We start from the raw sequence: 16,209 nt of genomic DNA on the forward strand, positions 1-16,209 counted from the left end.
CACCCTGGTTCCAAGCTGCTCTCTTCGGGAGACTGATCGATGCCCTACCGCATGTCCCGCGCCGCCTATGCCGACATGTTCGGTCCCACCGTCGGCGACAAGGTGCGCCTTGCCGACACCGAACTGTTCGTGAAGGTCGAGAAGGACTTCACCATCTATGGCGAAGAGGTGAAGTTCGGCGGCGGCAAGGTGATCCGCGACGGCATGGGCCAGAGCCAGGCGAGCCGGGCGGAGGGCGCCGTCGACACCGTCATCACCAACGCGCTGATCATCGACCATTCCGGCATCTACAAGGCCGACGTCGGCATCACCGACGGCCGCATTTCCGGCATCGGAAAGGCCGGCAATCCGGACGTCCAGCCCGGCGTCACCATCATCGTCGGCCCCGGCACCGAGGCGATCGCCGGCGAGGGCAAGATCCTGACCGCCGGCGCGCTCGACACGCATATCCATTTCATCTGTCCCCAACAGGTGGACGAGGCGCTTTACGCCGGCATCACCACCATGCTGGGCGGCGGCACGGGACCTGCCACCGGCACGGCGGCCACCACCTGCACGCCCGGCCCCTGGCACATTGCGCGGATGATCGAGGCCGCCGAGGGACTGCCGATGAATCTTGCCTTCTCCGGCAAGGGCAACGCCTCGCTGCCGGCGGCGCTTGTCGAACAGGTCAAGGCCGGTGCCTGCGGCCTGAAGCTGCACGAGGACTGGGGCACCACGCCGGCCGCCATCGACAACTGTCTCGCGGTCGCCGACGATTATGACGTGCAGGTGATGATCCACACCGACACGCTCAACGAAAGCGGCTTCGTCGAAGATACCATCGCCGCCTTCAAGGGCCGTACCATCCACGCCTACCACACCGAGGGCGCCGGCGGCGGCCACGCGCCTGACATCATCAAGGTGGCGGGCCTGCCCAATGTGTTGCCGTCGTCGACCAACCCGACGCGGCCCTACACGCGCAACACGCTCGACGAGCATCTGGACATGCTGATGGTCTGCCATCACCTCGATGGCTCGATCCCCGAGGACGTCGCCTTCGCCGAGAGCCGCATCCGCAAGGAGACCATCGCGGCGGAAGACATCCTGCACGACATGGGCGCCTTCTCGATCATCTCCTCCGACAGCCAGGCCATGGGTCGCATCGGCGAGGTGATCATCCGCACCTTCCAGACGGCGCACAAGATGAAGGTCCAACGCGGCGCTCTGCCCGAGGATGTCGGCACCGATGCCGACAATTTCCGCGTCAAGCGTTACATCGCCAAGGTGACCATCAACCCGGCCATCGCGCAGGGCCTCTCCAAGCACGTCGGTTCGGTGGAGGTCGGCAAGCTCGCCGATCTCGTCCTGTGGACGCCGGCCTTCTTCGGCGTGAAGCCCGATCTCGTGCTGAAGATGGGCACCATCGCCGCCGCCGCCATGGGCGACCCCAACGCCTCGATCCCGACGCCGCAGCCGGTACATTACCGGCCGATGTTCGGCGCCTTCGGCAAGGCGATGACTCGCTCGTCGGTCACCTTCGTCTCGCGCTACGCCTATGAAAACGGCATCAAGGAACGGCTCGGACTCGACCGCGTGGTGCTGCCGGTCGAAAACACGCGCGGCGGCATCTCCAAGGCCTCGCTGATCCACAATTCGGCAACGCCCGAGATCGAGGTCGATCCCGAAACCTACGAGGTCAGGGCCGACGGAGAACTGCTCACCTGCGCGCCAGCCGACGTTCTGCCGATGGCGCAGCGCTATTTCCTGTTTTGAGAGGCTAGTCGATGGTTTCACAGAAGCGAAGGAGATAGCCGTCCGGGTCGACGACGACGAACTGCCGCTGTCCTTCGCTGCGGTCGCCGACGCGATACCACTTCTCTTCCAGATCGAGAACGAATGGGCAGTCGGCCTCGCGTAGGCGGGTGTAGAGTTCCGTCACGTTCGTTATTTCGATCTGGAAGTTGATGCCTCGGCCGTAAGGGTGTTCGAGGGGCGCTGGATGCCAGCGACGCCCCGGGCCGAAGGTTTCTTCCATCATCAGTTCGGCGCCATCGCGCTCGACATAGGCGAAGCGATCCTCGGGGCGCTGGTAGCGGATGCGAAAGCCGGCGAGACCGACATAGAAGGCCAAGGCGCGTTCGAGGTCATCGACATTGAGTTCCGGAACGAGTTTCACCGTCATGTTCGCAGCCCCTTTCGAACGCCAGAGGCAACGCTCGCCCCGTTGCCCTTCCATGATGGTCGGCACAGGACAATGCCTCGGGATCGTCGGGGGCGGAACCTGAATCGTGAGCGCGCTTTTTTCCCGCGGTCGTCTCCGCCTCGTCGGGGTGCTCGCCGTCACACAGGTGACGGGGTGGGGAACGACCTTCGACATGCCTGGCGTCATGGCACGACACATGGCGCCCGACGTCGGTCTCACCGTCGACGTGTCGTTCTTCGGCTTGACGCTGATGATGCTGATCATCGGGCTGACCGGTCCGATGATCGGCAGGGCGGTACGGCGGATGGGGGCCGCGCGCGTGCTGGCGCTCGGTTCGGCGGCGTCGGGTGCTGGCCTTGCCTTGCTCGCCGGCGCCGACGGGCCGGTCGGCTACTTCTTCGCCTGGGTCATGATCGGGCTGGCCGGTTCCATGGCCCTGTCGGTGCCGGCCTATGCGGCGGCGGTCGAGCGCGAGGGCGCGGCGGGCCGGCGGACCATCGGCGTGCTGATGATCTTCACTGGCGTTTCATCGACGATCTTCTGGCCGATCCTCGACGCCATCGACAATGTGGCAGGCTGGCGGATCACCCTCCTGACCATGGCAGGCCTCCATATTCTGGTCTGCCTGCCGCTGCACATCTGGGCGCTGCCGCCGGTCGGGGGGCATCCGGCCGAACCGGAACAGGGGCGCCGGCTGACTCTCGACCTTCCCGCCGATCACACGGCGCAGGCCTTCTTCCATGTCGGCGTCATCTCGGTGGCCTTCTCCTTCACCACCTTCGGGCTCGCCGCCGCCTACCTGGAACTGTTGCGCTCGGCCGGCGCCAGCGTGGACTACGCGCTGTGGCTCGGCAGCGTTCGTCCGGTGCTGGGAATTGCCGCCCGCGCCGCCGATCTTGCCGTCGATGGACGCGGCGGGCCTTTGGTCACCACGCTGGCGTCGGCATTGCTGATGGGCGGCGCCTTTCTCCTCCTGCCGGCTGCGAGCGGAACGGGCTGGATCCTGCCGGCATTCGTGGTTCTCTACGGCCTTGGCGCCGGCCTGTCGGCAATGGCGAGGGCCGTTCTGCCGTTGGCTTTCTTCCCGGTCGACGAGTTTTCGGCCCGATCCGGCGGGCTCGCACTGCCCATGAACATCGCCAACGCCCTGGCGCCGGTCGTCTTTGTGACGGTCATTCACAGCGCCGGTCTGACGGCGGCGGCGTTGCTCGGTCTGGCCTTGATGGTCGCGACCCTTGTCTCGGCGACGCTTTTGGCTAAGCTCGCTCCAACACCCCTTCCTCCGTCCGCAAGGACCGACATACCATGATCACCGCCACCCGTATCCATCCCGCCGGCACCTGGTCCGGCACGCCGGCCGACACGCTCGCCCTCGAACGCGACGATCGGCACCGCCGCCGCCTCGTCATGCGCTGCGTCGGCAAGACCGTGTTCCTGCTCGACCTCAAGGAAGCCGCCGTCATGAAGGACGGCGATGCCCTGGAGCTTGAGGACGGGCGGCTGATCCTGGTCCAGGCAGTGCCCGAGCGTCTTCTGGAGATCACGGCCGCCAGCCCGGCCGACCTCGTCCGCGTCGCCTGGCATCTCGGCAACCGGCACCTGCCGGCCCAGTTCCTCGGCGACCGGCTGCGCATTCGCTACGACCACGTCATCGAAGACATGCTGAAGGGGCTCGGCGCCACTGTCGCGCCGGTGCTGGCCGCCTTCGATCCCGAGGGCGGCGCCTACGGCCATGGCGAGACGCACGGGCACGATCACGATCATGGGCACGATCATGGGGAGCACGAGCACACCCATGAGCACGGGCCGGAGCGGCACCACCACCACGACCATGGCGCGGCCGGTGCGCATCACCACCACGACCACGCCCACGGCGACGATTGCGGCTGTGGCCACGACCATTCCCACGATCACGGTCATTCCCACGGCCATGATCACGCTCACGGGCACGGCCACAAGCATGACTGAGCCCACGGCCGGGGCGACGCTGTCTCGCTTGATGACCTGGCTGTCGCCATCCTTTCCGGTTGGCGCATTCACCTACAGTCATGGCCTCGAATGGGTCGTGGAGGAGGGAACCGTCACCTCGGCGGCGACGCTTACTGCCTGGCTGTCGGACATTCTCCGCCATGGCGCCGGACGCAGCGACGCCATTCTGCTGGTAAGCGGCTTCCGCGCGGCGGCAGAAGGCAGGGCGAATGACCTCCAGGAGGTGGCCGAGCTTGCCTATGCGCTCCAGCCTTCCAAGGAAAGGCGGCTCGAAAGCGGGGCGCAGGGGCGAGCCTTCGCCACCGCCATCGCCGATACCTGGGGGGCGCCGTCGCTCGCCGACCTCGCCGGCCGGCTCGCGCCCGACCCTGTCGCCTATCCCGTGGCGGTGGCCGTCGCCGCCGCCGACCATCGGCTGTCGCTTGTCGAAACCGTCGAGGCCTATCTCACCGCCTTCGCCGCCAACCTCGTTTCGGCGGCGGTGCGCGCGGTGCCGCTTGGTCAGACCGAGGGGCAGCGGACGATCCGTGATCTCGCCCCCATCGTCTCCGCCGTCGCCGCAGAGGCGCTTATTGCCTCCCTCGACGATATCGGTGGCGCCAGCCTGCGCGCCGACATCGCCTCGATGGCCCACGAAACCCAATACACGAGGTTGTTCCGCTCATGACCAAGACTGCCAACGGTCCCCTGCGCGTCGGTGTCGGCGGCCCGGTCGGGTCCGGCAAGACCGCCCTGATGGATGCGCTCTGCAAGGCGCTTCGCGACCGCTATGAGATCGCCGCCATCACCAACGACATCTATACCCGCGAGGATGCCGAGTTTCTCACTCGCTCCGGCGCTCTGCCGCCCGAGCGCATCGCCGGCGTCGAGACCGGCGGCTGTCCCCACACGGCAATCCGCGAGGATGCCTCGATCAATCTCGCTGCCGTCGCCGAGATGAGCCAGAAGTTTCCCGGCCTCGATCTCATCCTGATCGAATCCGGCGGCGACAACCTGGCGGCCACCTTCTCGCCGGAGCTTGCCGACCTTACGATCTACGTCATCGACGTCTCGGCCGGCGACAAGATCCCCCGCAAGGGCGGGCCCGGCATCACCCGTTCCGACCTCCTGGTGATCAACAAGATCGACCTTGCCCCCTATGTCGGCGCCTCTCTCGAGGTGATGGACCGGGATGCCAAGCTGATGCGCAAGGGGCGGCCTTTCGTGTTCACCGACGTGCGCCGCAATCATAACTTGAGTGATGTCGTCCGCTTCATCGAAGAAGAGGGTGGTCTCGTCGGTTAAGCGCCAAGTGGGGAGCAACTTCTACTTAAGCCATCGGTTTTTCGTTGTTGAACCTGTTCTGTAAGCCAAAGTTAACGGCCGAAGCCTAAACGGAGATTATCCCGGTTTGTGGATCAATACCGCTAAGGCCAGCAACAAATGTTCAGCATTCACTCCGTATCCGCCAAGATCGCCGCCATCGTCCTCCTGGCGATTGCGGGGCTCGCGACGATTGGCTACCTCGGCTACGCCGATCTTCGGTCCGAGTTGATGGGTCAGAAAAAGCTCGCTCTCCAGGACCAGGTCCAGACGGCCCGGTCGATGGTCGAAGGATTCCGCGATCGCGCGGCCAAGGGCGAGATGAGCGAGGCTGAGGCCAAGGAGGCGGCCAAGGCCGTGCTGAGGCCGGTGCGCTTCGGTCCCGACAAGAACTATTTCTTCGTCTACGATGCCGATGGCGTGAACATCCTGCTGCCGGGCAAGCCCGAGCTCGAAGGCAAGAGCCTCATCGACATGAAGGACACCAACGGCAAGCCGCTCATCCGCGACATGCTGGCGATCGCCAAGGCCGGCGGTGGTAACTACGAGTATCTCTGGGTCAAGCCCGGCGACAAGGAGGCGTCGCTGAAGCTTGCCTATGCGACCACGGTCGAAGGCTGGAACTGGATGCTCGGCACCGGTTTCCACGTCGCCGACGTCGAGGCGTCGCTTGCCGCCAGCACCCGCCGCATCGGCCTCACCACCTTGGTGTCGCTGCTGATGATCGGCGCCCTGTCGTTCGTGGTGGCGCGCGGCATTGCCGGGCCGCTGTCGCGCCTGACCCGCTCGATGGATCGGCTGCAGGGCGGCGATCTCGATGCGGAGATCTCCGGCGCGACGCGCAAGGACGAGATTGGGCTGATCGGCCGCGCCGTGGCCCGCTTCCGCGATCTCCAGCGCGAGCGCATCGCCGCCGAGGCGGAAGCCGAGGTGGCGCGGGCGGCCGCGATGGAAAAGGCACGCCGCGACGCGCTGGCCGGGCTGGCCAACGGTTTCGACCGGTCGTTCCGCGAAACGTCGGCCGGCATCGAAAGCACGGCGACCGGTTTCGAGCGCGTTGCCTCCGACCTGCTTGCCGTGTCGGACCATACCCGTCGTCAGGCGGAGGCGTCGGCCGAGGCCGGACGCCAGGCGAAGGACAACGTACAGGCCGTGTCGAGTGCCGCCGAGGAACTGTCGGCGTCGATTGCCGAAATCGTTGCCCAGGTCGACAAGGCTGCCGATATCTCCAGCGGTGCGGTGCGCGAGACGGCACGGGCCACGGAAGTGATCCGCGGCCTCGACGAGGCGTCCAGCGAGATCGGCAAGGTGGTGGCGCTGATCCAGGAAATCGCCGACCAGACCAACCTCCTGGCCCTCAACGCCACCATCGAGGCGGCGCGGGCCGGCGAGGCCGGCAAGGGCTTCGCGGTCGTCGCGTCGGAGGTCAAGCAGCTTGCGGCGCAGACCTCCAAGGCCACCGACGAGATTTCCCGGCGCATCGGCGTCATCCAGTCGGCAACCGGCGAAGCGGTGTCGGCCACCGGCACCGTCGAACAGTCGATCGAGAAGGTCAACGAGGTCGCCTCGTCGATCGCCGCGACGCTCGACCAGCAGAACGCTGCGGTCTCCGAGATCACCCGTGCCATTTCGTCGACGCTCGCAGCCGTCGGCAGTCTCGCCGCCGACATGACGCGTCTCATGGAGAATGCCGAGGCGTCGGACACCAAGTCGCAGGAGGTGGCCGCGCAAGCGCGGCGGATGCTCGGCGACAGCAAGGCGCTGCAGGCCGAGGTCGACCGTCTCATGCACGAGATGCGCGCCGCCTGATGGCGGCTCGAGGCCCGGTCAGTAGTGCGGCGGCGGCGGTTCACGACCGGCCGTCGCCCGTGCCGCCAGTTCCATTTCCTTGACCTCGTCGAGAAGGTTCGCCACGAGACGCTTCAGCGTGTCGATTTCCTTCCACTGGTCGGTGACGGCTGCGTTGAGGTCCTCGATCACCTGCTCCTGGTAGGCGATCTTCTCCTCGAGCGCAACGATGCGGGATTCGGTGCTCTCTGCGATCATGATCTCGCCTCGTCAGTCGGGGAACGAACGGGTGGCAGACGCCTCGCCGAGCGTCCTGCCGAAGGTGGTGCCGCGGTCGCGAGCCGTTGCGGTCCACATGTAGCGGTGCGGCCCGGCTGGCGGGCAGGGGCCGAGATAGCGGAAAGCACCAGCCGGAACCACCTCTTCCCCGGTATAGGGGACGGTGTCCCCGCCGTGGCGGAAGTCGGGCGCGTTGAGGTCGATCATCTCGAAGGCGATGACGCGCGTACCCGGCGGCACGTTGGCGAGGACGAACTCCGGACTGTCCACCACGGCCGGCTGGCCGCTGTCGCAAGCCGGCGTGGCCCCCCACCGGAAGGACAGCTCGAAGGCGGCGGCGGGCAGGGTCAAGCCTGCCAGCGCGGCGCCGGCGACAAAACATTTCAACATGGCGGTCTTCGCGAACATGGTCCGGAGTGTGTCATCGCCGCAGCCAAGAGGCAAGCGAGGTGGCGACGGAGAGCCTGTCTGGCCATTTGATCAGCGGTCTCACGCGGCGAACCGATCCGCACTGTTTCGGCCTTGCGAGAGAGGCTGCAGGGAGAGTAGGCAGAAAGTCTAACCTCTCGCCGATTTCCGACGCGCCGCAGGGCCGCCGGCCTTCTCTCGGCTCCAGCGCCGGTTGCCGCCCGTGATCGCCATTGCCCTCGACGTTCTGCCGATCTTCCTGCTGATCCTGGTCGGTTATCTTCTCGTCCGTTTCGGTGTGATGAAGGCGGAGGTTGGCGACGGCCTGTCGGACTTCGTCTTCACCATCGCCATGCCGACGCTGCTGTTCAAGACGGTGGCGACCGCGCATGTCCAGGGCAGCTCGCCCTGGATGATCTGGGTGGCCTATTTTGCCGGCGTCGCCGTCACCTGGGCGGCCGGGCACTATGCGATCACCCGGCTGTTCGGCCGTGACGCCCGCATCGGCGTGCTGGCAGGCGTCAGTTCCGCCTTCGCCAACAACCTGTTCATCGGCCTGCCGCTGGTTCAGCGCATCGTCGGCGACGACGGCGTGGTGGCCCTGTCCATCCTGCTCTGCGCCCACCTGCCGGTGATGATGATCGCCGGCACCGTGCTGATGGAGCAGGCCGAACGGAGCACCGGCGGCCGGGCCGCCCAGCCGGTCAGCGCCGTGCTCAAGCAGGTCGGCCGCAACCTTCTACGCAATCCGTTGGTGGTGGGCTTGGTGCTCGGCTCGCTCTGGCAAATGTCGGGTCTGCCGCTCACCGGCGTCGTCGGCATCGTGGTGAACGACATCGGCGACATCGCCGGCTCGGCGGCGTTGATCTCGCTCGGCATGGCCTTGCTGAAATACGGCATCTCCGACGGCATCAAGCCGGCTCTGGTCACCTCGCTGTTCAAGCTGTTCCTGCTGCCGGCTTCCGTCTACGCGGCGAGCCGCCTGCTCGGTCTCGACGCTACCTGGACGGCGGCTCTGGTGCTGACCTCGTCGGTGCCGACGGGCATCAACGCCTGGCTGATCGCCAACCGTTTCGGCGTCGGCCACGGCCTCGCCTCATCGTCAATCACCATCACCACGGCCGTCGGGGTGGTGACCACCACCTTCTGGGCCTGGCTTTTAGGGTAAGGATGCGCTGGAACGGCAGCCCGCGGCCCGTTCCTGCTTTTCCTTTGCACGGTCGCAGCGCCTGCCGTATGACGGGCGCCGGTATTTTCGAGGCGTTCCCATGTCCGACACTTCTCTCGTGCCTGTCCCTCGTAGCGGCATCCTCGACATCGACCTTTACGTTCCCGGCGGGTCGAAGGCGGCGCCGGGCAAGAAGCTCCACAAGCTGTCTTCCAACGAGACGCCGCTCGGGCCGAGCCCGAAGGCGGTGGAGGCTTTTCAGGCGACGGCGAGAAAGCTCGAGCTCTATCCCGACGGATCGGCCACCGAGCTCCGGCAGGCGATCGCCGAGACCCACGGCCTCAACATCGACCGCATCATCTGCGGCAACGGTTCGGACGAGCTCCTGCACCTCGTCGCCGAGTGCTATCTGTCGCCCGGCGACGAGGCGATCTATTCCGAGCACGGCTTTCTGGTCTATCGCATCTCCATCCTCGCCGCCGGCGCGACGCCGGTGGTGGCCAAGGAGACCGCCTACACCACCGACGTCGACGCCATTCTCGCTGCCGTGACGCCACGGACGCGCATGGTGTTTCTCGCCAACCCGAACAACCCCACGGGCACCTACATTCCGATGGCCGAGGTGCGGCGGCTGCACGCCGGCCTGCCGGGCAACGTGCTCCTGGTGCTCGATGCCGCCTATGCCGAATACGTCCGCCGCAACGACTACGAGAGCGGCGTCGAACTCGTGGCCTCGGCCGGCAACGTGGTGATGACGCGCACCTTCTCGAAGATCCATGGTCTCGCGGCGCTGCGCATCGGCTGGCTTTACGGTCCCAAGGCTGTTGTCGACGTTCTGGAGCGGGTGCGCGGGCCGTTCAACCTCAACGCGGCGGCCATTTCCGCCGGCGCCGCCTCCATGCGTGACCGCGCCTTCGTCGAGGCGGCGGCCGAGCATAACAGCCGCTGGAGCGCCTGGCTGACGGCCGAGCTCGGCAAGATCGGGCTCAAGGTGACGCCGTCCGTTGCCAACTTCCTCTTGGTGCATTTTCCGGAAACGGGCAAGACGGCGGATGCCGCCGACAAGGCGCTGCTGGCCGAAGGCGTGGTGGTGCGCAAGGTGGGCGGCTACGGCCTGCCCAACGCGCTCCGCATGACCGTGGGATCGGAGGAGGCCTGCCGCCGGCTCGTCGAGGTGCTGACGGCTTTCATGAAGGGGGCGGCATGACCGACGCACTTTTTCCCCGCCTTGCCATCATCGGCATCGGCCTGATCGGTTCATCGATCGCCCGGGCGGCTCGCCTCAACGGCCTTGTCGATGACATCGCCATTTCCGATCTGTCGCCGGTCATCCTGAAGCGGGCCGAAGAGCTGTCTCTGGGCGACAGCTATCATGCGGCCGCCGGCGATGCCGTGGCAAACGCCGATCTGGTGATCGCCTGCGTGCCGGTGGGCGCCGCCGAGGCGGTGGCTGAGGCGATCGCCCCGCGCCTCAAGCCGGGCGCCATCGTCTCCGACGTCGGCTCGGTGAAGGGGTCGGTGGTCAGGCAGATGAAGCCGCACCTGCCGGACAACGTGCAGTTCATCCCGGCTCATCCGGTGGCGGGTACAGAATACTCGGGTCCCGATGCCGGCTTCGCCGAGTTGTTCGTCAACCGCTGGTCGATCGTCTGTCCGGACGAGGACACCGAGCCGGGATCGCTGGACCGGCTGGTCGCCTTCTGGGCCGGCATGGGCGCCAACGTGGAATGCATGAGCGCCGAGCGGCACGATCTGGTGCTGGCGATCACCAGTCACCTGCCGCATCTCATCGCCTACAACATCGTCGGCACCGCCGCCGATCTCGAGAAGGTCACCGAATCCGAGGTGATGAAGTTCTCGGCCGGCGGCTTCCGCGATTTCACCCGTATCGCCGCCTCCGACCCCACTATGTGGCGCGACGTGTTCCTGCACAACAGGGACGCCGTGCTGGAGGTGCTGGGGCGCTTCCAGGAGGATCTGTTCGCGCTGCAGCGGCAGATCCGCTGGGGCGAGGGCGATCGGCTCTACGACCTGTTCAGTCGCACGCGCGCCATTCGCCGCGGCATCCTGACGCTTGGCCAGGATGCGCCGGAGGCCGACTTCGGTCGCTCTCACAAGGCACCGTCGAAACCCTCGTCAGAATAGCGGGGCGAGCCGCCCGATCTCGCGGCCATTGGCCGAGACGACGCCGTTCTCGACCCTGAGGCCGATCGAACGGCCACCGTCGTCGGCCGCCGTTCCCATCAAGACGAAGGCCATGACGAGGCCGGCGAGTTCCGGCGTCAGGCTCACGCCGCCGGCCGCGGCGGACGCCGCGAGAGCGTTGAGGTCGCGGCCGGTCACCTGACCTTCGGCTTCGATGAGGCCGGTCTCGGTCACCGTTCCCTCGCCGTTGAGCGTCAACGTGGCGCCACCGAGCTCAGCGGCGAGCCGGTGCAGCGTCAGCCTGCCGCCTGCCGCCCGCCAGCCGGCGAGCGCCGCCGGACCGGCGGTGGCCATGTCGGCCTGGGCAAGGGTAGCGGCCAGCGTGAGGCGGACCGGCAGAGGCGTCAGTGCCGTGTCGCCGACGGCAAGGTTGAGGCCATCAACGGTGGCGGCAAGGTCCGCGTCATCGGGGTGCTCGGTGGTGCGCGCCAGCAACAGGTCGCCACGCCCCATGGTCAGCTTGCCCTCCGTGCCGCCGGCGAGCGGGCCGGTGGCGGAGAGGTCCACCGTCTTGAGAGAAAGCCGATTGGCCTGCCCCTTGGCAAAGCCGATGCTGGCGGTGAGATCGCTGGCGGCGAGATCGAGCCGCCGGCCGTCGGGGGCGGTGTAGGAAGTCGGCGCATCGAAACGGAAGTCCAGCCGGTGCAGATTGAAAATCTGACCCTCGCCATGGGCGCCGGCGGTTTGGAGTTTGCCGCCGTCGGGAAGCGTGACGCCAAGCCCGCCCGGGCAGGTGAGAACCAGCCGGAAGGGCCATCCGCCGATCCGCTCGTCGGTGCATTCAACGGTGATGCCATTCCTGGCCTGGAGGTCGGCGACCGATTTGTGCAGGGTATCGCCGAGCCACCAGCGGGCGCCGAACCATGCGACGGTCCACAGAATGGCAACCGTGACGACCGTAGAGAGAGCCCATCGTATCGTCCGATTCATGACGCATCCCCGCGAGGTGGAGGCGCGTCGGTGGACGCACCGTTCATCGTCCATCCACTAGAGCAATGTGGCAAAAGATGGAATCGTCTTCCTGGACGTTGCATTCACCGGCTGGGATGCTACGCATTCGGCAACAGGGAACGGAGCGGACGGATGGACGCGAGCATCTGGGTGTTCGGCTACGGCTCGCTGATGTGGAACCCCGGCTTTCCTCATTTGAGGGCGGTGCAGGCGCGGATGCATGGCGTCCGTCGCGCCCTCTGCATCCGTTCGACGCACTATCGAGGCACGCCCGAGAACCCAGGGCTGGTGTTCGGCCTCGATCGCGGCGGGTCCTGTCACGGTGTCGCCTTCGAGGTGGCCGAGGCGGACCGGGAGGCCGTGGTCGCCTATCTCCGGGCACGCGAGCAGATCTCCATGGTCTATCACGAGGTGGTCCGCCCGGCGCGGCTCCTGACCGGCGAGACGGTCGGGGCGCTGGTTTACGTCGCCAACCAGGCGCACGAGCAATATGCTGGCGGTCTCAGTTTCGAGGAGACGCTCGACATCATTCGCCAGAGCGCCGGCGAGATGGGGCCGAACGTCGACTATGTCACGGCAACGCTCCGGCGGCTGCAGGATATGGGCATCCGCGATCAGGCGCTGGAACGGGTGGTGGCGGCACTTGCAGGCGCGGTCGGGCCGGCCTGACCCGCGCCTCGCTTCAAGCCTTCGCTTCGGCTGGCGACTGGGGCGCCGTGAGATCGGCGACGCGCGCCCGTGCCGTCGGCGGCAGATCGTCGCCGCGCGCTGCCGCCTCGACCAGCAAGCGGTCGCAGGCCGCCTCGATGTCGCCTTCCAGCTTCTGGAACATGTCGCGGGGCTTCATTCCGGGCGGGATGGGGTCGAGGAACTCGACGACGATGGTGCCCCGCCGGTGCACGCGCGCCTTACGCGGCCAGACGGTGCCGGCGTTGTGGGCAACCGGCACCACCGGCGCATCGAGCGACTTGTAGATCTGGGCGATGCCCTGCTTGTAGTCGGGTTTGGCGCCGGCCTCGGCGCGAGTCCCTTCCGGGAAGATGATCACCTGTCGGCCGGCGGCCACGGCGGCGCGGGTGCCTTCGATCACCTTCCTGAGGGCGGCGGTGGGGCTGCCGCGATCGATGGCAATGTTGCCGGCGAGCTTGAGCCACCAGCCGAACACCGGGATCCAGGTCAGCTCGCGCTTCAGGATGAAGGCGGGGTCGGCGAGCAGCGGCACGAGCGCCAGCGTCTCGAAGGTCGACTGATGCTTGGACGCCAGGATAAATCCGCCCGGCGGAATGCGTTCGAGATGGCGATATTCGTGGCGTGTGCCGGTGATGAGGCCGTGCAGGCGGATCAGCGTCCATGTCCAGGATTTGACGACGATCATCACGCCGCGATGGCCGCCGAGCGCGAAAGGCGCGCCGAGAATGGCCATGACGGCAGTCACCGAGAAGAAGGCAAAGCTGTAGAGATAGGAGCGGATCAGCATGAATCGTCTTCCAGCTTTTTGGGTGGCGGCTTAGCCAAAAACGCCGCCGATGACGTCGGCAAGGCCGTCGATACCGCCCAGCGACAGGCGAAGGCGCGTTGCCGTATACTTCAGGTATTCCTGCAGGAGAAGCACGATCATGCCCTGGTCCTCGGACCAGTTGTTCAGTGTCAGGCCGGGCCGGGTCACCGGATAGGGGATGAGGCGGATATCCGGCATGACATGCGACAGCTCCAGCATGGAGCGCGGCATATGGTAGGCCGAGGTGACCACGATCAGCGACAGGAAACCGTTGCGCCGTGCCCACTTGGCCGTTTCGAGAGCGTTACCGATGGTGTTGGCGGCGCGGCGGTCGAGATCGACGCAGCAGGCCATCATGTCCGGCTCCGCCTCGACCATGCGACCGAGCCGGGAGGCCGACGTGTCGGGGTGGACGCCGGAGATCAGCAGGCGGCGTGCCTTGCCGGCGGTCATCAGTTCTACGGCACCGGTGATGCGTTCGGCGCCACCGGTGAGAACGACGATGCCGTCGGCGGCCAGCGGCGATGGCGTCTGATAGTTGACGATGGTGTCGACGAAGCGGAAGAAACCGCCGAAGAAAAAACCGCTTCCGATGAGCAGGGCGGCGGCGATGATGATGCCGATCGACCGGCGGGCGCGGGTACGCTCGCCGACGGCCTCCTCTGGGCTGCCTGCCGTCTCTCTCAGGGGAGCGGACGATTCCATCATGCGCTCATTTTAGGAAATTGGTCGACGGTTGACAAATCCCGGTGACCTCGGCCCGTTCGTTCAATCGAGCGCCGACAAGGACCGCCGTACTGCAAGGCGCGAGGTCAGCGCCGTCAGAAGCGCCACCGCCACGATGAGCGCCATCACCAGACCGTAGGCCATGCCGGGCAGCTCGAAGCGGCCGAACAGTGCTTCGATCTGGTCGGCTCCCGGTCGACCGGCCGAGCCGCCGATCGCCCAGGCGGCAATCATCATGGCCAGGAGCGCCAGGGCGCCGCCGATGGCGCCACCCTCGACGCCGAACAGCAGGAAGCGGCGCTGGAACTGACCGGCGATGAAGCGATCCTCGGCGCCGCAGAAGTGCAGCACCTCGATGACGTCGCGGTTCCCGGCCATGGCGGCGCGTGTCGCGAACACCACCGATAGCACCAGGGCTATGAGCATCAAGGTCATCAAGCCGATGCCGGCGAATACCATGGAGGACGCCATGGCCGAGAGGCGGTCGATCCAGAGGGCGTGATCATCGACGCTGCCGCCGCGAATGTCGCGCCCCACCGTGTCGGCGAGCGCCTTGGCATCGAAGGCTGCGGCATCATCGATCGATACGACGACGAGGCGCGGCACCGGCAGGGCGGAAAGATCGGCGTCCGGGCCGAGCCAGGGCTCCAGCAGCCGCTTCGTCTCGTCGTCGCTGATGCTTCGGGCGCCGCCGACGCCCGGGAACTCCTGGGCGAGCGCCACCGCCTTTTCCACCTCGGCGTCGACGGCGACACCGTCAAGCGGCCTGATCTCGATGGTCACCTCGCGGCCGATGTCGGAGGCCCAGGCATCGGCGGCCCGTTCGATCACCGAGACGACCGCAATGGTGAAACCGGCCAGGAAGGTCATGATGGCGATGACCAGCACCAGGGTACGGCCGGCAATGGCCTGCGGCGGCACGATCGGCGAAGCGGCTGCCGCATCGGCGTTCGGCCTGGTCTTGGAGGCGCTGGCGGCTCGCGTGGGTCTGGGGGTCGCCGGTTTCATTCGTAGATCTCGAGATGGCCGCCTTCGATGACCATGCGCCGCGCGTCGAGCTGGTCCATCAGGCCGATGTCGTGGGTGGCGATGAGCACCGCGGTGCCGAGGCGGTTGAGTTCAAGGAAGAGGCGCAACAGACGGCGGGCGAGCGGCGGATCGACGTTGCCGGTGGGCTCGTCGGCGAGCAGGAATTCCGGCTTGGTGATCAGGGCGCGGGCGATGGCGGCCCGCTGCTTCTCGCCGCCTGAGAGCACCGGCGGATAGACGTGCTTGCGGTCGCCGAGGCCGACCCAGTCCAGGAGGTCGGTGACATCGGCGCGATAGCTCGCCTCGTCCTTGCCGAGCACGCGGTAGGGCAGCGCGACGTTCTCGTAGGTGGTGAGATGGTCGAGCAGGCGAAAATCCTGAAAGACCACGCCGATGCGGCGTCGCAGCGCCGGCATGTCGGCGCGTCGCAACAGGGCGGTATCCTTGCCGAATATGGAGATGAGACCGCGCGTCGGCTTGAGATTGAGAAACAGCAGGCGGATGAGCGTCGTCTTGCCGGCGCCCGAGGGGCCGGTCAGGAACTGAAAGGAATGTGGCGCGATCGAGAAGGTCAGGTCGCTCAGGACCTCCCGCCCCGCCCCGTAGCGGAGGCCGACATTTTCAAACCTGATCATGCTTCATTCCGCCTCAGTCGCCGGCAGGCCTCCGGCCCCCAGGCCT

18 protein-coding genes are annotated in these 16,209 nt (G+C 66.7%); 10 read left to right on the top strand and 8 right to left on the bottom strand.

Features of this window, described 5'->3' with window-relative positions:
* Positions 1-39 precede the first annotated feature (39 nt).
* Positions 40-1,755: an urease subunit alpha gene (gene ureC, locus CXZ10_RS16500; protein WP_101290456.1), complete on the top strand. Its 1,716-nt coding sequence runs from the start codon at positions 40-42 to the stop codon at positions 1,753-1,755.
* 4 nt (positions 1,756-1,759) lie between these two features.
* Here ureC and CXZ10_RS16505 read toward each other — a convergent pair whose 3' ends face one another.
* Positions 1,760-2,164 carry a bleomycin resistance protein gene (locus CXZ10_RS16505; RefSeq protein WP_101290457.1) on the bottom strand — a complete coding sequence of 135 codons (405 nt, stop codon included), beginning with the start codon at positions 2,162-2,164 and terminating at the stop codon, positions 1,760-1,762.
* A gap of 106 nt (positions 2,165-2,270) precedes the next feature.
* Here CXZ10_RS16505 and CXZ10_RS16510 point away from each other — a divergent pair, with 106 nt between their 5' ends.
* The 5 genes from CXZ10_RS16510 to CXZ10_RS21610 all read left to right on the top strand — a co-directional run bounded on the left by CXZ10_RS16510 (position 2,271) and on the right by CXZ10_RS21610 (position 7,285).
* Complete coding sequence (locus tag CXZ10_RS16510; protein ID WP_143741550.1) at positions 2,271-3,494, top strand: MFS transporter; 1,224 nt, start codon at positions 2,271-2,273, stop codon at positions 3,492-3,494.
* Positions 3,491-4,153 carry an urease accessory protein UreE gene (locus tag CXZ10_RS16515; protein ID WP_101290459.1) on the top strand — a complete coding sequence of 221 codons (663 nt, stop codon included), beginning with the start codon at positions 3,491-3,493 and terminating at the stop codon, positions 4,151-4,153. The genes CXZ10_RS16510 and CXZ10_RS16515 overlap by 4 nt, the downstream gene beginning before the upstream one ends.
* Positions 4,154-4,184: 31 nt before the next feature.
* Positions 4,185-4,841 carry an urease accessory protein UreF gene (locus CXZ10_RS16520; RefSeq protein WP_245412978.1) on the top strand — a complete coding sequence of 219 codons (657 nt, stop codon included), beginning with the start codon at positions 4,185-4,187 and terminating at the stop codon, positions 4,839-4,841.
* Positions 4,838-5,458 carry an urease accessory protein UreG gene (gene ureG / locus CXZ10_RS16525; protein ID WP_101290461.1) on the top strand — a complete coding sequence of 207 codons (621 nt, stop codon included), beginning with the start codon at positions 4,838-4,840 and terminating at the stop codon, positions 5,456-5,458. Before CXZ10_RS16520 ends, ureG begins: the two co-directional genes overlap by 4 nt.
* A gap of 138 nt (positions 5,459-5,596) precedes the next feature.
* A complete protein-coding gene (locus CXZ10_RS21610; RefSeq protein ID WP_101290462.1) occupies positions 5,597-7,285 on the top strand; it encodes a methyl-accepting chemotaxis protein in 1,689 nt (562 codons plus the stop codon).
* Between the two features lie 18 nt (positions 7,286-7,303).
* Here the strand turns inward: CXZ10_RS21610 and CXZ10_RS16535 are convergent, their stop codons facing one another.
* Together CXZ10_RS16535 and CXZ10_RS16540 are read right to left on the bottom strand one after the other, a co-directional pair.
* Positions 7,304-7,522, bottom strand: coding sequence for a SlyX family protein (locus tag CXZ10_RS16535; protein ID WP_101290463.1), 219 nt, complete (start codon positions 7,520-7,522; stop codon positions 7,304-7,306).
* Between the two features lie 12 nt (positions 7,523-7,534).
* The gene (locus tag CXZ10_RS16540; protein WP_101290577.1) at positions 7,535-7,933 is read right to left on the bottom strand and encodes a YbhB/YbcL family Raf kinase inhibitor-like protein; all 399 of its coding nucleotides are present in this window, start codon (positions 7,931-7,933) and stop codon (positions 7,535-7,537) included.
* A 241-nt stretch (positions 7,934-8,174) separates the two neighbouring features.
* Here CXZ10_RS16540 and CXZ10_RS16545 point away from each other — a divergent pair, with 241 nt between their 5' ends.
* The 3 genes from CXZ10_RS16545 (at position 8,175) to CXZ10_RS16555 (ending at position 11,264) form a co-directional block, all read left to right on the top strand.
* Positions 8,175-9,119 carry an AEC family transporter gene (locus tag CXZ10_RS16545; RefSeq protein ID WP_101290578.1) on the top strand — a complete coding sequence of 315 codons (945 nt, stop codon included), beginning with the start codon at positions 8,175-8,177 and terminating at the stop codon, positions 9,117-9,119.
* A 100-nt stretch (positions 9,120-9,219) separates the two neighbouring features.
* On the top strand, positions 9,220-10,326 hold the full coding sequence (gene hisC / locus CXZ10_RS16550) for a histidinol-phosphate transaminase (RefSeq protein ID WP_101290464.1): 1,107 nt from the start codon (positions 9,220-9,222) through the stop codon (positions 10,324-10,326).
* Positions 10,323-11,264, top strand: coding sequence for a prephenate/arogenate dehydrogenase family protein (locus CXZ10_RS16555; protein ID WP_101290465.1), 942 nt, complete (start codon positions 10,323-10,325; stop codon positions 11,262-11,264). Before hisC ends, CXZ10_RS16555 begins: the two co-directional genes overlap by 4 nt.
* Here the strand turns inward: CXZ10_RS16555 and CXZ10_RS16560 are convergent.
* On the bottom strand, positions 11,256-12,254 hold the full coding sequence (locus tag CXZ10_RS16560) for a DUF2125 domain-containing protein (protein WP_180336040.1): 999 nt from the start codon (positions 12,252-12,254) through the stop codon (positions 11,256-11,258). The genes CXZ10_RS16555 and CXZ10_RS16560 overlap by 9 nt on opposite strands.
* A 153-nt stretch (positions 12,255-12,407) precedes the next feature.
* Here CXZ10_RS16560 and CXZ10_RS16565 point away from each other — a divergent pair, with 153 nt between their 5' ends.
* Positions 12,408-12,944 carry a gamma-glutamylcyclotransferase gene (locus CXZ10_RS16565; RefSeq protein ID WP_101290467.1) on the top strand — a complete coding sequence of 179 codons (537 nt, stop codon included), beginning with the start codon at positions 12,408-12,410 and terminating at the stop codon, positions 12,942-12,944.
* Positions 12,945-12,957: 13 nt separating this feature from the next.
* Here the strand turns inward: CXZ10_RS16565 and CXZ10_RS16570 are convergent, their stop codons facing one another.
* Genes CXZ10_RS16570 through ftsE form a run of 4 tightly spaced genes read right to left on the bottom strand, consistent with a single transcriptional unit; the run spans position 12,958 to position 16,163 of the window.
* Positions 12,958-13,752: a lysophospholipid acyltransferase family protein gene (locus tag CXZ10_RS16570; RefSeq protein ID WP_101290468.1), complete on the bottom strand. Its 795-nt coding sequence runs from the start codon at positions 13,750-13,752 to the stop codon at positions 12,958-12,960.
* 30 nt (positions 13,753-13,782) lie between these two features.
* A complete protein-coding gene (locus tag CXZ10_RS16575; protein WP_244617129.1) occupies positions 13,783-14,481 on the bottom strand; it encodes a YdcF family protein in 699 nt (232 codons plus the stop codon).
* 60 nt (positions 14,482-14,541) lie between these two features.
* A complete protein-coding gene (locus tag CXZ10_RS16580) occupies positions 14,542-15,507 on the bottom strand; it encodes a cell division protein FtsX (protein ID WP_101290470.1) in 966 nt (321 codons plus the stop codon).
* Positions 15,504-16,163: a cell division ATP-binding protein FtsE gene (ftsE, locus tag CXZ10_RS16585; protein WP_101290471.1), complete on the bottom strand. Its 660-nt coding sequence runs from the start codon at positions 16,161-16,163 to the stop codon at positions 15,504-15,506. Before ftsE ends, CXZ10_RS16580 begins: the two co-directional genes overlap by 4 nt.
* Positions 16,164-16,209 lie beyond the last annotated feature (46 nt).

Source organism: Pleomorphomonas diazotrophica, assembly GCF_002844595.1.
Taxonomy (GTDB): Bacteria; Pseudomonadota; Alphaproteobacteria; order Rhizobiales; family Pleomorphomonadaceae; genus Pleomorphomonas; species Pleomorphomonas diazotrophica.